This window comes from Zoogloea sp., assembly GCF_041914405.1.
In the GTDB taxonomy this organism is placed as follows: domain Bacteria; phylum Pseudomonadota; class Gammaproteobacteria; order Burkholderiales; family Rhodocyclaceae; genus Zoogloea.
Map to the genome: position 1 here is coordinate 50,008 of NZ_JAYSDK010000034.1, position 13,568 is coordinate 63,575.

At 66.9% G+C, this 13,568-nt stretch carries 14 protein-coding genes; 4 read left to right on the forward strand and 10 right to left on the reverse strand.

Features of this window, described 5'->3' with window-relative positions:
• Position 1: 1 nt before the first annotated feature.
• The 3 genes from ACE3RX_RS18505 to ACE3RX_RS18515 all read left to right on the forward strand — a co-directional run bounded on the left by ACE3RX_RS18505 (position 2) and on the right by ACE3RX_RS18515 (position 3,174).
• On the forward strand, positions 2–1,006 hold the full coding sequence (locus tag ACE3RX_RS18505; RefSeq protein ID WP_374486438.1) for a ribose ABC transporter permease: 1,005 nt from the start codon (positions 2–4) through the stop codon (positions 1,004–1,006).
• A 210-nt stretch (positions 1,007–1,216) separates the two neighbouring features.
• Entirely contained in the window at positions 1,217–2,149 is a 933-nt protein-coding gene (locus ACE3RX_RS18510) for an ABC transporter substrate-binding protein (protein WP_374486439.1), read from the forward strand.
• A 71-nt stretch (positions 2,150–2,220) separates the two neighbouring features.
• Positions 2,221–3,174: a carbohydrate kinase gene (locus tag ACE3RX_RS18515; protein ID WP_374486440.1), complete on the forward strand. Its 954-nt coding sequence runs from the start codon at positions 2,221–2,223 to the stop codon at positions 3,172–3,174.
• 54 nt (positions 3,175–3,228) lie between these two features.
• Here the strand turns inward: ACE3RX_RS18515 and ACE3RX_RS18520 are convergent, their stop codons facing one another.
• The 10 genes from ACE3RX_RS18520 to pgl all read right to left on the reverse strand — a co-directional run bounded on the left by ACE3RX_RS18520 (position 3,229) and on the right by pgl (position 12,570).
• Positions 3,229–3,795 (reverse strand): c-type cytochrome, encoded by a 567-nt coding sequence (locus tag ACE3RX_RS18520; RefSeq protein ID WP_374486441.1) that lies wholly within the window; start codon positions 3,793–3,795, stop codon positions 3,229–3,231.
• Between the two features lie 27 nt (positions 3,796–3,822).
• Positions 3,823–4,791, reverse strand: a complete 969-nt coding sequence (locus ACE3RX_RS18525) for an alpha-ketoacid dehydrogenase subunit beta (RefSeq protein ID WP_374486442.1) — start codon at positions 4,789–4,791, stop codon at positions 3,823–3,825.
• Positions 4,792–4,800: 9 nt separating this feature from the next.
• Positions 4,801–5,757, reverse strand: a complete 957-nt coding sequence (locus ACE3RX_RS18530; protein WP_374486443.1) for a thiamine pyrophosphate-dependent dehydrogenase E1 component subunit alpha — start codon at positions 5,755–5,757, stop codon at positions 4,801–4,803.
• 162 nt (positions 5,758–5,919) lie between these two features.
• Positions 5,920–6,351, reverse strand: a complete 432-nt coding sequence (locus ACE3RX_RS18535) for a DUF411 domain-containing protein (protein WP_374486444.1) — start codon at positions 6,349–6,351, stop codon at positions 5,920–5,922.
• A gap of 94 nt (positions 6,352–6,445) precedes the next feature.
• Positions 6,446–7,138 (reverse strand): cytochrome c, encoded by a 693-nt coding sequence (locus tag ACE3RX_RS18540; protein WP_374486445.1) that lies wholly within the window; start codon positions 7,136–7,138, stop codon positions 6,446–6,448.
• A 69-nt stretch (positions 7,139–7,207) separates the two neighbouring features.
• Entirely contained in the window at positions 7,208–8,545 is a 1,338-nt protein-coding gene (locus ACE3RX_RS18545; RefSeq protein ID WP_374486446.1) for a GAF domain-containing protein, read from the reverse strand.
• A complete protein-coding gene (locus ACE3RX_RS18550; protein ID WP_374486447.1) occupies positions 8,542–9,024 on the reverse strand; it encodes a hypothetical protein in 483 nt (160 codons plus the stop codon). The genes ACE3RX_RS18545 and ACE3RX_RS18550 overlap by 4 nt, the downstream gene beginning before the upstream one ends.
• Before the next feature lie 224 nt (positions 9,025–9,248).
• On the reverse strand, positions 9,249–10,892 hold the full coding sequence (gene pgi, locus ACE3RX_RS18555) for a glucose-6-phosphate isomerase (protein WP_374486448.1): 1,644 nt from the start codon (positions 10,890–10,892) through the stop codon (positions 9,249–9,251).
• A gap of 7 nt (positions 10,893–10,899) precedes the next feature.
• On the reverse strand, positions 10,900–11,799 hold the full coding sequence (hexR, locus tag ACE3RX_RS18560; RefSeq protein WP_374486449.1) for a transcriptional regulator HexR: 900 nt from the start codon (positions 11,797–11,799) through the stop codon (positions 10,900–10,902).
• 39 nt (positions 11,800–11,838) lie between these two features.
• Complete coding sequence (gene pgl / locus ACE3RX_RS18565; protein ID WP_374486450.1) at positions 11,839–12,570, reverse strand: 6-phosphogluconolactonase; 732 nt, start codon at positions 12,568–12,570, stop codon at positions 11,839–11,841.
• A gap of 291 nt (positions 12,571–12,861) precedes the next feature.
• Here pgl and ACE3RX_RS18570 point away from each other — a divergent pair.
• Positions 12,862–13,568, forward strand: a 707-nt coding sequence (locus ACE3RX_RS18570; protein ID WP_374486453.1) for a dihydroxy-acid dehydratase, incomplete at its 3' end; no start/stop codon positions are given.

Below are 13,568 nucleotides of genomic sequence, written 5' to 3' on the forward strand. Positions count from 1 at the left end.
CATGAGCACCCAAGTCAGCGGCGTCGTCGCCAACCTCCCGCAAACCCCGGCCCCGTCCGCCACGGAACGCCTGCGCCAGCTGATGCGCAGCGTCGGCATGCTGCCCGTGCTGATCCTGCTGTGCATCGGCTTCGGCACCCTGGCCGATGGCTTTTTCAGCCTGCAGAACGCCTCCATCGTGGCCCAGCAGGCGTCCATCAACGTGGTCCTCGCCGCCGGCATGACCTTCGTGATCCTAACTGGCGGCATCGACCTGTCGGTCGGCTCCATCCTCGCCGCCGCCGCGGTGGTCACCATGCTTGCGTCCAACATCCCCGGCGCCGGCATGCTCGGCGTGGCGGCGGGCCTGCTGGCCGGCCTCGCCTGCGGGCTGGTGAACGGCAGCCTGATCGCCTTCGTGCGGCTGCCGCCCTTCATCGTCACCCTCGGCGCGCTGACCGCGGTGCGCGGCGTGGCCCGCCTTCTCGGCGACGACAAGACCATCTTCAACCCCGACCTGCCCTTCGCCTTCATCGGCAATGGCGCGGTGCTCGGTGTGCCCTGGCTGGTGATCATCGCCGCCGCGGTGGTGCTGCTGTCCTGGTTCATCCTGCGCCGCACCGTGCTGGGCGTGCAGATCTACTCGGTCGGCGGCAATCCGGAAGCAGCGCGCCTGTCCGGCATCAAGGTGTGGAAGGTGCTGCTCTTCGTGTATGCCATGTCCGGCCTGCTGTCCGGCCTCGGCGCGGTGATGACCTCGGCCCGCCTGTTCGCCGCCAACGGCCTGCAGCTCGGCCAATCCTACGAGCTCGACGCCATCGCCGCGGTGATCCTCGGCGGCACCAGCTTCGTCGGCGGCGTCGGCTCCATCGTCGGCACGCTGATCGGCGCGCTGATCATCGCGGTCCTCTCGAACGGCCTGGTGCTGCTCGGCGTGTCCGACATCTGGCAGTACATCGTGAAAGGCCTGGTGATCATCGGCGCCGTCGCCCTCGATCGCTATCGCCAGTCCGGCGCCCGCACTTGATCGTCGGGCTGCAGGCCTACTGCGCGTCCCGATCTCGCGATTCCGGTCCTCGCTGTACTCCAGTACAGCTCCGGTCCTCGTCGCGACCTCGGGCCTGCTCGCGACGGCCTTCACCCCAACGATCCCTCCAAATACACATCACGTTTCGCCCCGCCGGGATGCCGGCACCGCGCGGGGATTTTCGACAAAGCCGGCACGGAGACACGCATCATGTTCAAGTCCAAGACCCTCGCTACCGCGCTGATCCTCGCCCTCGCCGCCGGCAGCGCCGCCGCCAAGGAGATCAAGTCGGTGGGGATCACCCTCGGCTCCCTCGGCAACCCCTTCTTCGTGACCATCGCGAAGGGCGCCGAAGCGCGCGCCAAGCAGCTCAACCCCAATGCCAAGGTCACCACTCTGTCGGCCGACTACGACCTCAACAAGCAATTCACGCAGATCGACAACTTCATCGCCGCCGGCGTGGACATGATCCTGCTCAATGCCGCCGACCCGAAGGCCATCGAGCCGGCGGTGAAGAAGGCCCAGAAGGCCGGCATCGTGGTGGTGGCGGTGGATGTGGCTGCCGCCGGGGCCGACGCCACGGTGCAGACCGACAACGTGCAGGCGGGCCGCATCGCCTGCGAATACATCGTCCAGAAGCTCGGCGGCAAGGGCAACGTGATCATCCAGAACGGGCCGCAGGTGTCCGCCGTGGTGGACCGGGTGAACGGCTGCAAGGGCGTGCTGACCAAGACGGCCGGCATCAAAGTGCTGTCCGACGACCAGGACGGCAAGGGCTCCCGCGAAGGCGGCATGAACGTGATGCAGGGCCACCTGACCCGCTTCCCGAAGATCGACGCGGTGTTCACCATCAACGACCCGCAGGCCATCGGCACCGACCTGGCGGCCCGCCAGTTCAAGCGCAACAACTTGGTGATCACTTCGGTGGACGGCGCGCCCGACATCGAGGGCGCCCTCAAGGGCAACACCCAGGTGGAGGCCTCCGCCAGCCAGGACCCGTGGGCCATGGCCCAGAAGGCGGTGGATATCGCCCAGGACATCGTCAACGGCAAGCGCCCGGCCAGCCCGATGGTGCTGATGCCGTCCACGCTGGTCACCCGCGCCAACATCGCCGCCTACAAGGGCTGGTCGTCCCCGCGCTGAGAACCGTCCGTCCCGTCCAATGCCGGCGCGGCACCCTTCGAGGGCCGCGCCGCCCAGTCCGGAGTGCCACCATGTTCCTCGTCTGCGGCGAAGCCCTCTTCGACGTCTTCATCAACGGCAATGCTGCCGCCAGCTCCGATGTGCTCAAGCTGGAAGCCCATCCCGGCGGCTCGCCCTTCAACGTGGCCATCGGCTTGGCCCGCCTCGGCCAGCCGGTATCCTTCCTGGCCGGCATCTCCCGCGACATGCTCGGTGAGCGCCTCGTCGCCAAGCTGCGTTCGGAAGGTGTTGAGACTTCCACCGTGCAGCGCCTGGCGGCGCCCACCACCCTCGGCCTGGTCGGCCTCGACGACCAGGGCGTGCCGGCCTACGCTTTCTACGGCGATGGCGCGGCCGACCGGCGCCTCGACATCGCCGCGCTGCCGGTCCTCGATCCGGCGATCCGCGCGATCCACCTGGGCTCCTACGCGACCGTCGTCGAGCCCACCGCCGGCGCGCTGGAAACCCTGGTCCGGCGCGAATGCGGCCAGCGCCTGATCGCCTACGACCCCAACGTGCGCCTCAATGTCGAGCCGTCCCTGGCCCGCTGGCACGCCCGCGTGGACACCCTGTCCACCCTCGCCCACCTGATCAAGATCAGCGACGAGGACGTGCGCCTGCTCTACGACGATCTGCCGCCCGAGGATTTCGCCCGCCGCATGCTGGCCCGAGGTGCCCGGCTGGTAGTGGTGACCCGCGGTGCCGACGGCGCCATCGCCTGGACCGCCCGCGCCAGCGTCCAGGTGCCCGGCGTGCCGGTGGACCTGCAGGACACCGTCGGCGCCGGCGACACCTTCCAAGCCGCGATGCTGACCTGGCTCGCCGACGGCGGTCGCCTGTCGCCCGATGCGCTGGAAACCCTCGGTGCCGACGACATCGCTGCGATGCTCGGCTACGCAGCGCGGGCCGCTGCGCTGACCTGCTCACGCCGCGGGGCCGACCTGCCGCGCAAGGAGGAAGTCGGCCCAGTCTGCGTCGCCACCTGATAAAAAAAGCCGCCCGCTAGGGGCGGCCAAGCGCTTCGAGGAGGCGTACGCAACTCATTCGGCCTTGGTCAGTGCCCCCGCTGGCGGCTGGTAGGCCGGTACCTTGTTGCGCACCGCCGGCTGGGCCTGCAGGTAGGCGTAGATCGCCTTCAGGTCCTTGTCGGACAGCTTGCTCAAGGCCTGCCAGGGCATCGGCGGCAGGATCGGGCGCTTGCCATCCAGATGCTGGCCGGTGCGCAGGCTGTTGACGAAGGCCTTCTCGGAGACGGCACCCAGGCCGGTCTCCTTGTCAGGCGTCAGGTTGGGCGAATAAGTGATGCCCCACGGGCCGACGAAGGCCGTCATCGAGGCTGAGCCGGCCCAGTTCCACGCGGCCGCCAGCTGAGGCGGCGGCGGCAAGGCCAGGTCCTCCGGGTGGCCCGACAGGCCGCGGGCGACATCCTTTTCCGGGCCGTGGGCGCCCATCTTGAACGGGGTGTGGCAGTCACCACAGCCAGCGACGGCGACCAGTTCGGCACCACGCTTGATGAGCGCCGGGTTACTGCCGCCTGCAAAGGCGGCGGGAACGAAAATGCTGCAGGCCAGTATGCCGAAGGCGGCTTTCTTGGGGGTGGGGAACATGGTTCTACTCCTTATCGATGATTTAAATCAGGCCCGCTGTCGCGCGCACAGGCGGACAGCCGCAGCGGCGATGGCCTCCGCCTGGGGCACAAAGGCCTGTTCGAGCGGGTAGCTGGACGCCACCGGGGCGTCGGGGCCGCCGAGGCGCACGATCGGCGCCTTCAACGCGTCAAACGCCCGCTCTGCAACCAGCGCGGCAATCTCCGCACCAACGCCGCACAGCTTGTTGGCTTCATGCACGACGACGAGCCGGCCAGTCTTGCGGACCGAGGCCAGGATCGCCTCTTCGTCCAGCGGCTTGAGGCTGCGCAGGTCGATGACCTCCGCCGAGATGCCCTGCCCCGCCAGCGCCTCGGCGGCCTGCAGGCAGTGGAGCACCGTCTTGCCGTAGGACACCAGGCTCACGTCCGTGCCCTCGCGGGCCACCGCGGCCTTGCCGAGCGGAACGATCACGTCACCGGCCGGCACCTCGCCGGGCACGTAGAGCAGGCCGATATCGAGGAAGAACATCACCGGGTTGTCGTCACGGATGGCCGCCTTCAGCAAACCCTTGGCGTCGGCCGGGTTGCTCGGCATCACCACCTTAAGGCCGGGGCTGTGCACGAACCAGGCTTCCACGTTGTGGTTATGCTGGGCGCCCACGGCCCAGCCAGCGCCAGTCTGCGCCAGTGCAACGAGGGGGAAGGAGAACTGTCCGCCGGACATGAAGCGCAGCTTGCCGGCGCTATTCACAATCTCGTCCATCGCGTAGCACATGAAAGGCGCGAACAGCAGGTCGATGACCGGGCGCAGGCCGGTGCCAGCAGCCCCCACCGCGGTGCCGGCGATGATGCCTTCGGCCAGCGGCGTGTTGCGCACCCGCAGGGCGCCGAACTCCTGCACCAGGTCGTGGCGCTTGGTGGCGATGCCTTCGCCGAAGGCGATGACGGTCTGGTCGCGGCGCATTTCCTCGGTGAGGGCTGCACCGACGGCATCGTAGAGAGTCAGGGTAGTCATGGACATTCCTCAGGCGTAGACGAAGCGGGTCAGCGCGTCGGTCGAAGGAAAAGGCGACGCGTCGGCAAAAGCCTGGGCGGCGGCGATGCGGGTCGCCACCTTGTCTGCCAGCCTGTCGGCCTCGATAGCGCTGATGCTACCTTCGGCAATCAGCCGTTCGCGGCACAGCTTGGTCGGGTCGCGGGCCACCCACGCTTCCCGCTCGGCCGGGTCCACGTAGGCCTGATCGTCCGGCTCGAAGTGGCCACGGGTGCGGTAAGTGTAGGTTTCCAGCAGGTAGGGCCGACCGCTCTCGCGCACCTGGGCCGCCGCTTCCTGCGCGGCGGCCAGCACCGCCGTCACATCATTGCCATCGACGGTGCGGGACGGAATGCCGTAGGACGCGCCCCACTCCGACACATGGTCGCGGCACATCGCCTCGCGGCGGTGCACGAAGGCCTGCCAGTGGTTGTTCTCGCAGATGTAGAGCACCGGCAGGTTCCACAGGGCCGCCAGGTTGATGGATTCGTGGAAGCTGCCCTCGCAGGCGGCGCCATCACCGAAGAAGCAGGCCACGATGCCGGGCCGGCCGAGCATCTTCTGGGACAGCGCGACGCCGGGCGCCAGGGACAATTCCGCGCCGACGATGGTGGAAGTGAGCACCACGCCCAGTTCCTTCACCGAGATATGCAGCGAGCCGCTGTGGCCGCCGCAATAGCCGCCGCTGCGCCCCATCACCTCGGCCAGCATGCGGCCAGGGTCGGCGCCCCGGGCCAGCAGGTGGCCCGAGCTACGGTGGTTGGTGAGGATCAGGTCTTCCGGCGCCAGCGCATTCACGACACCGACCGCAGCGGCCTCCTGGCCAACCGAGGTACAGGTGCCAGGAACCTTGCCAGCCTCGCTGCCGGCAACAATCGCTTCTTCGTAGGCCCGCACCAGCAGCATCTGCTCGAGAAGCTGGCGCGGATCGGGGGTTTGGGCTGCCATGACGTCTCCCGTCGTTGTTCGATGGAGTCAGTCTAGGTCTGCATTGCAGCCCTGAAAATCGGGTAAGGAGGTGCTTACGAATCTTTTAAGAAACGCTGAATGAATATTTAAGAAATCACCCCCCTGGCCGCAGTCAAGCGTCCGGCCAGGCCTCCAATGCGCTCAGTGACGGGCAAACACGCGGCTCGATCCATCCGCGTTGACGAGCAGCGTCTCGTACGGCACTGGCCTGGCGCTTTCCATACCCGGCGAGCCCGGCGGCATGGAAGGCACCGCCAAACCAATCGCCCTGGGCTTCTCCCTGAGCAGGCGCTGGACATCGGCCGCCGGGACATGCCCCTCGATGAGGTAGTTGCCGACCTTGGCCGTATGGCAGGAGCCGTAGGCCTCGGGCATGCCGAGTTTGCGGCGCTGCCCCGGAACGTCCGCCACATCGTGTGTCTTCACGTCGAAGCCCTGGGCCCGCAGGTGTTCGACCCATTTGCCGCAACACCCGCAATACGGGCTCTTGTACACATCGACCTGCGCCGCGGCCAGCGCCGAGCCTGCCATCAGGCCCAGCGCCGAAGCCAGGATCAGTGCCTGCTTTTTCATGGTCCATCCTTTGAATTGGGATGGTTCATTGTCACGAACGCTCCCCAACGGGAAGCTGTCCCCAGGATTACATTTCGGTAATCCTGACTCATCCTCAGTGCCGGTGCTTGAAGCCGGGCGGATGGGTATGCCCCTTCTGCTCGCCGGACGGCACCACCGGCTGCTCATCGTCGTGGTGATCTTCATCGTCGTGGTCATGATCGTCTTCATCATGCCCATGCCCGTCGTGATGCCCATCGAGCCCGCCATGGCTGTGCCCCTCGCTGGTGGCAACCAGCGCCCGGTAGTCGGCGGCTGTCAGCCCGGGCAGCTTCTGCACAAAGGCGACCAGATCCCAGATCGCTTCGTCCTCCATTCCGCCCTTCGACCAGGCCGGCATGCCGGACGCCTTGATGCCGTGCTTGATGATCCAGAACTGGCGCGCCTGGGCGAACTGCGGGTCAAGCACGGCGGCCGGCTTGTCCGCCAGCCTGGGCGGCACGGGATAAAGCCCCTTGCGGATCTCGGAGTCTTCCACGCCCGGGGACAGGTGGCATCCCACGCACATCGCGTCGTAATTGCCCGAGCCCCGCCGGACCCGCTCCGGGTCCGCCAGATCGCCGGGCGGTTTGAGCTCGCTGGCGCGTACCGCGATGGAGCGCTCGCGGGCGAATTCCAGCAGGCGATAGGTCAGCGGATGATGTGGCTCATCGGCCGCGATGTTGATGGCGCCGGCGTAAAGCACGGCGGCGCCCGCGATCACCCCCGTCGCAGCCAGCACCACGAGGCTTATCAGCGTCTTCTTCATGTTGGGGTTTCCCGGTTTTCTTGAGTGTGGGCGCAGCTCGGCTGCCCGGGAGGCAACGATACCCAAGGATCAGTCCGCGACCAACTCCAGCGGACGATCCACGGCCAGCGCATAACGCCCGCGCCCGCTCTTGGCCAGGTGGATGCCGGCGCTCCTTTCCTCCAGGCGCCGCTGCAGCAGCACCAGGCGGGCCTCCAGATTGTCGCTGACGCCAGGCAGGCGGATGCGCGGGTCCACCCGCAGCCCCTTGTTGGTGAACTCGGTGCGGCCGCGCTCGACGAAGTCCTGCAGCAAGGCCCAAAGGATCGCCCCGGCTACGCCCTTGATCAGGTAGTCGTCATCGAGGAACACGCTGTCGTTGGCCGCGTAGTGGCGAATGCGTAACGGCGGCCCGTCGGGAACCAATGGCACGACCTCCGGCGTCGCGGCTTCCTCTTCCACCTCCTCGGCCTGCTGGTGATGCAGGATCGCCTGCCCCAACTGGGCGGCAAAGGCCACCAACGCGTCCTCATCGTCGTAGCCGAAGTGCAGGTCGGCTACGCTCTCCACGTACAGCACACCGAGTATCCGCTCGCAGGCCAGGATCGGCACTGCCATCTGGCTGCGTGCCTCCGGCAAACCAGGCAGCGGAATCGCCGTCTCCAGCGTGTCCGCATAGCCTTCCGCGGCAATGCTGTCGCGTACCGTGCGGCCGTAGGTGTACTCGCTGGTCATGAAGCCGATGCGGATCGGTGAGCGTTCCCGCGCACAGATGCCGATCAGCCCGGCCCCCATCGGGATCTCGGAACCCACTCCGGACTCGGGATAGCCGCGACTGGCCAGCGTGTACAGCCGGCCGCGCCCCTCATCGTGCATCAGCAGCATCACGTGGCCGATACCAAACTCCGACTGCAGGCTGTCGAGGGCGGTCTCCAGCAGGCATTGCAGGTTGGCGCAGCCGGCCAGCTTCTGGGAGGCCCGGCGTAGCGCGGTCAGGTAATTCACCGGCGGCGGTGGCGGCGCCACCGTCGGGCCGACCACCTGCTCGATGGACAGCACCCGGTAGATGTCCGAACCCAGCAGCTTGAACACCCCGCTCATGCCGGTGTGGGCCGCGATGCCGGCCAGCTTGGCCTTCATCTGCTCGAACAGCGGGCCGGCGGTTTCAGTGCGCAGGAACTGCAATTCCAGCCGGTACTGGGCGCCGGTGAGATGGCTGGTCAGCAACAGGCGCACCGGCGAGCCGGCCAGCACGTTCTGCCGCGTGCGGTTGAAGAACTGGTAGGACAGCGCGACGTGCTCCTTATCGATGAACTCCACCTGGGACAGGTAGGCCAGGTTCGGCATGCCCTCGGCGTCGCAGGTGCCGATGTGACCGGGGATGATGCCCTCCAGGCACTCACGGATGGTCTCCAGGCGCACGTTCATGATGCGGATGCGCCTCCGACCGGCTCGCCGGCCTTCGGGCCCGGTGTTTGGGAGAACACCGCCGAAGCCGAGAAGACCACCGTCACCAGGTCGTCTGCCGTGCAGGAGAACACCGTGCGTACCACCACCTCAGCCATGCCGAGGGGCACCACCTCCCTCACGAACTCGTCGATATGGTGCTCGACGATGGCCATGTCCGCGGGATCAAAGGGCTGCATGACGGCGTCCGCGCCTTTGAGTTGGAGCGTGCGGTTGCTGCTCGGCAGGCTGAACACACAGGCCACCTTGCCGGTGACGGCAACGTTGTCGAGCAGCTCCGGGGACTGGGAGCGTTTGACGAAGACCGCCATCCTGCTCCCCCCATCGAGCACCTTGCAGCCCATGCCGCGACTCATGCAGGCCAGCCTGGCCGCATTGCATGCGGCCAGGCTGATGCTGACGCCGGTCTGCAGGAATGCCTGGGTATCACTGTCGAGCATCGGTCATCGTGGAGGAAAAAATGTCACCGCCACTATAGGCAGGCGCCGAGCGGAATGACATGAAGAAATACCAGCATTCGGAGCACGGCAGCAAAACTGAAACGGCGACCGGCGAGACGATCGGGATGGGCGAATGAATTCGCCCCTGCGATGCTTGCCGGATGCGGGTCGGGATGATGCCTGTAGGGGCGAATTCATTCGTCCGCCCTCGGCCAATCCTGCCCTCAGGCCTTCAGCGACGCCCTCACCCGCCCGATCAGCTCCCGCGTAGATGCATCGTGGGTGCCCAGACCGTCGCCGCGCAGCTCGGCGACGATGTCCACCGCCAGCCGCTTGCCCAGCTCCACGCCCCACTGGTCGAAGGAATTGATGTTCCAGATGATGCCCTGCACGAAAACCTTGTGCTCATAGAGGGCGATCAACGCGCCGAGGGAGTGCGGCGACAGGTCGGGCAGCAGCAGCGTGTTGCTCGGCCGGTTGCCCGGGAAGACCTTGTGGGGCACCAGTTCCTCCAGCTCGTCTCCGGCCATGCCGGCCGCGGTCAGTTCGGCGCGCACCTCGTCGGCGGTCTTGCCGCGCATCAGCGCCTCGCTCTGGGCCAGGCAGTTGGCGAGCAACAGCAGCTGGTGGTCGTCGAGGGCGTGGTCGGCCTTCAGGGGCGCGATGAAATCCACCGGCACCACATCCGTGCCCTGATGCAGCAGCTGGAAGAAGGCGTGCTGGCCGTTGGTGCCCACCTCACCCCAGATCACCGGGCCGGTGGCGCCGGACACCGGCCGGCCGTCGCGGGTCACCGACTTGCCGTTGCTCTCCATGTCCAGCTGCTGCAGGTAGGCCGGAAAGCGATTGAGGCGGTGCGCATAGGGCGCGATGCAGTGGCTGCCGGCGTTGAAGAACTGCCGGTACCACACCCCCAGCATGCCGAGGATCACCGGCATGCTGCGCTCCAGTGGCGCCGACGCGAAGTGTTCGTCCATCTCCCGCGCCCCGTCGAGCAGCGCGGCAAAAGCCGGCATGCCGATGTACAGCGCGATCGACAGGCCCACCGCCGACCACAGGGAATAGCGCCCGCCGACCCAATCCCAGAAGCCGAACATGTGCTCCGGGTCAATGCCGAACTCGGCCACCCGGCGGGCGTCGGTGGACACCGCCACAAAGTGGCGCGCGATGTCCTCCTGCTCGCCGCCGTTCTCCAGGAACCAGCTCCGCGCGCTGGTCGCGTTGCGGAGGGTCTCCTGGGTCGTGAAGGTCTTGGACACCACGACAAACAGCGTCGTCTCCGGATTGACCCGGTTCAGCACGTCGGCCAGCGGCGCACCATCCACGTTGGACACGAAATGCATCGACAGGCGCTGGTGGCCAATCGGGCGCAGGGCCTCGCAGACCATCTGCGGGCCGAGGTCGGAGCCGCCGATGCCGATGTTCACGATGTCGGTGATCGGCTGGCCGCGATAGCCCTTCCAGCTGCCCCCGCGCACCCGGTCGGTGAAGCGGCGCATCTGGTCGAGTACGTTGCGCACGCCCGGCACCACGTTCTCGCCGCCGACCAGGATGGTCTCGTCGCTGCGCGCGCGCAGGGCCCGGTGCAGCACCGCGCGGTGCTCGGTGATGTTCACCGGCGCGCCTGAGAACATCTCGTCGCGCGCCTCCTCCAGCCCGCGGGCGCGGGCCAGGGCCATCAGCGCGTCCATCGTGGCGGTGGTGATGCGGTTTTTCGAATAGTCGAGGAACACCCCGGCGGCCTCGATGGAGAAGCGCGCGGCGCGCGCCGGATCATCGGCGAACAGGCGGCGCAGGTGGGCGGTCTGGAGTTCTTCCCGGTGGGCCTGCAGGGCAAGCCATTCCTGACTGGTGGTCAGCGTGTTCATGTCGGCCTCAATATCCTCGGATGCGTTTGTCGCGAAGGGTCTGCTTGGTTCTTTCCAGGCGCTTCACCAGTTCCGGCCCGGCCACCAGGGCCACGCCGACGGCGAGCACGTCGATGATCGCCAGATGGGCGATGCGCGAAGTCATCGGCGAATAGACGTCCGGGTCTTCCGGCACGTCGGCAGCCAGCGTCACGCTGGCAGCGCGGGCCAGCGGCGACCCGCTGGCGGTGATCGCCACCACCTCGGCGCCGGCATCCCGGGCCAGCTCCACGCTGCGGACCAGATCCGTCGTGCGACCGCTGGCGGAGATCGCCACCACCGCATCGCCGGCCCGCAGCAGCGTCGCCGCCATGCCCTGGATGTGCGGATCGCCATAGGCCACGCTGGGCGTGCCATAGCGGAAGAACTTGTGCTGCGCGTCCTGGGCCACGATGCCCGAGTTGCCGATGCCGTAGAACTCGATGCGCCGCGCCTCGGCGAGGATGTCCACGGCCCGCGCCACGCGCGCCGGGTCCAGGTGGTTACGCACGTTGAGCAAAGCGCCGATGCTGCGGTCGAAGACCTTGAGCACCGCCTGGTTGAGGCTGTCCTCGGGCCCCACGTCGCGATGCACGAAGGGCGTGCCGCTGGCCATGCTCTGGGCCAGGCGCAGCTTGAACTCCTTGAAGCCGGAGAAGCCCAGCGCGTTGGCGAAGCGCGCCACGGTCGGCTGGCTGACACCGACCCGGTAGGCCAGCTCGGCGATGGAAATGTTGAGCACCTCGCTGGGCTGCTCCAGCACGAAGTCGGCTACCGCGCTCTCGGACTTGCGCAGCTCACCCTTCATGGCGCCGATGCGCGTCAGGAGCGAGGCGCCGCCCGCCGGCTCGGCCAAGGCTTCGCTGCGATCGTTTTCGGGGGAATCCATGGTCGCCATGGTTGTTTTCACCTTGTCTTCACTCTCGGTTCAGGCGCAGAAGAACAGCTCCGGTACCACCTTGCGCTGCTGCAGGACCGCGGCGACAGGGAGCTGCAGAGGATCGCCTAGGATCGCAGCGCGCTCCAGCACTTCACGCTTCTTCGCACCGCCAGCCTGCACGAACAGGCGCTGCGTCGCCAGCAGGCCGGCCAGCGTCAGCGTGATGCGCGCATGGGGCGCCACTGGCGGATGGATGCACGTCAATTCGGCGTCGCCCGTCATGTCGAGTGCGGCGGCCAGGCCGGCCGCGTCCGGGAACAGGCTGGCCGTGTGGCCGTCCTCGCCCATTCCCAGCACCACCGCGTCGAAGGGCTGCGGCAATTCCGCGCGCAGGGTCAACGCTCCGGCGACACCGGCTTCCGGCGATTCGACCGGCGTTTTCAGCGGCACGAAGCGCGCCGCTGCCGCACGGCCCTGCAACAGATGGCGGCGCACCAACGCCTCGTTGCTGTCCACGCTGTCCGGCGCCACCCAGCGCTCGTCCACGAGCGTCACGGTCACTCGCGACCAGTCCAGCGTCTCCGCCGACAGGGCTTCGAGAAAAGGGATGGGGCTGCGTCCGCCGGATACCGCCAGCGACGCGCATCCGCGCCCGGCCAGCCCGCTGCGCAGCGCATCGGCCACGGCGGCGGCCAGCGCGGGGGCCATCGCCGCGTCGGTATCGAACAGGCGCTGGCGGACAAAGCCCGGCAGCGCTAGCGGTGAAATCGTCTCGTTCATTGCACGAATACTCCGGAGGAAGCGAATTACGTCTATAAATGTACTTTTGTTACACCGCATTAAAGCGGTAGCTTTGTAGAAAGTCAACATGAAAAACTACATGCTGAAAAATGGTCGCCGCTTTAAATATCTCTGTTTTTATTGTGTTTTATAGATATCAACAGCTACACGGCTGATGTAGAAAAACAAAAATTTCAAAACCTTTCTTGTATTTCTTTTTGGAGTAATGCTACATTTATTTCAACAAACTACACAAAACAGGCCTCAACAGGCCAAGGAGACATGATGAACATCCATCCCGTCCTCGCCCGCGTCACCGAGCGCATCCGCCAGCGCAGCGCCACCACCCGCCAGGCCTATCTGGAACGCACCCGCAATGCCCGCCAGTCTGGCACCGTGCGCGGCCATGCATCGTGCACCAACCTCGCCCACGCCTTTGCCGCCGCGCCCGGCAACGACAAGCTGGTGCTGCGCGAGATCCGCCAGCCCAACCTGGCCATCGTCTCCGCCTATAACGACATGCTGTCCGCCCACCAGCCGCTGGAGCGCTTTCCGGCGCTGATCAAGGAAGCGGCCCGCGCCGCCGGCGCGGTGGCCCAGTTCGCCGGCGGCGTGCCGGCCATGTGCGACGGCGTCACCCAGGGCCAGCCGGGCATGGAGCTGTCCCTGTTCTCCCGCGACGTGATCGCCATGGGCACCGCAGTGGCCTTGTCTCACAACGTCTTCGACGGCGGCCTGTACCTGGGCGTGTGCGACAAGATCGTGCCGGGCCTGGTCATCGGCGCGCTGCAGTTCGGCCACCTGCCGGCCGTCTTCGTGCCCGCCGGGCCGATGACCACGGGGCTGTCCAACGACGAGAAGGCCAAGATCCGCCAGCTCCACGCCCAGGGCAAACTCGACCGCGAAGCCCTGCTCGAAGCGGAGATGAAGGCCTACCACGGCCCCGGCACCTGCACCTTCTACGGCACCGCCAACAGCAACCAGATGCTGATGGAAGT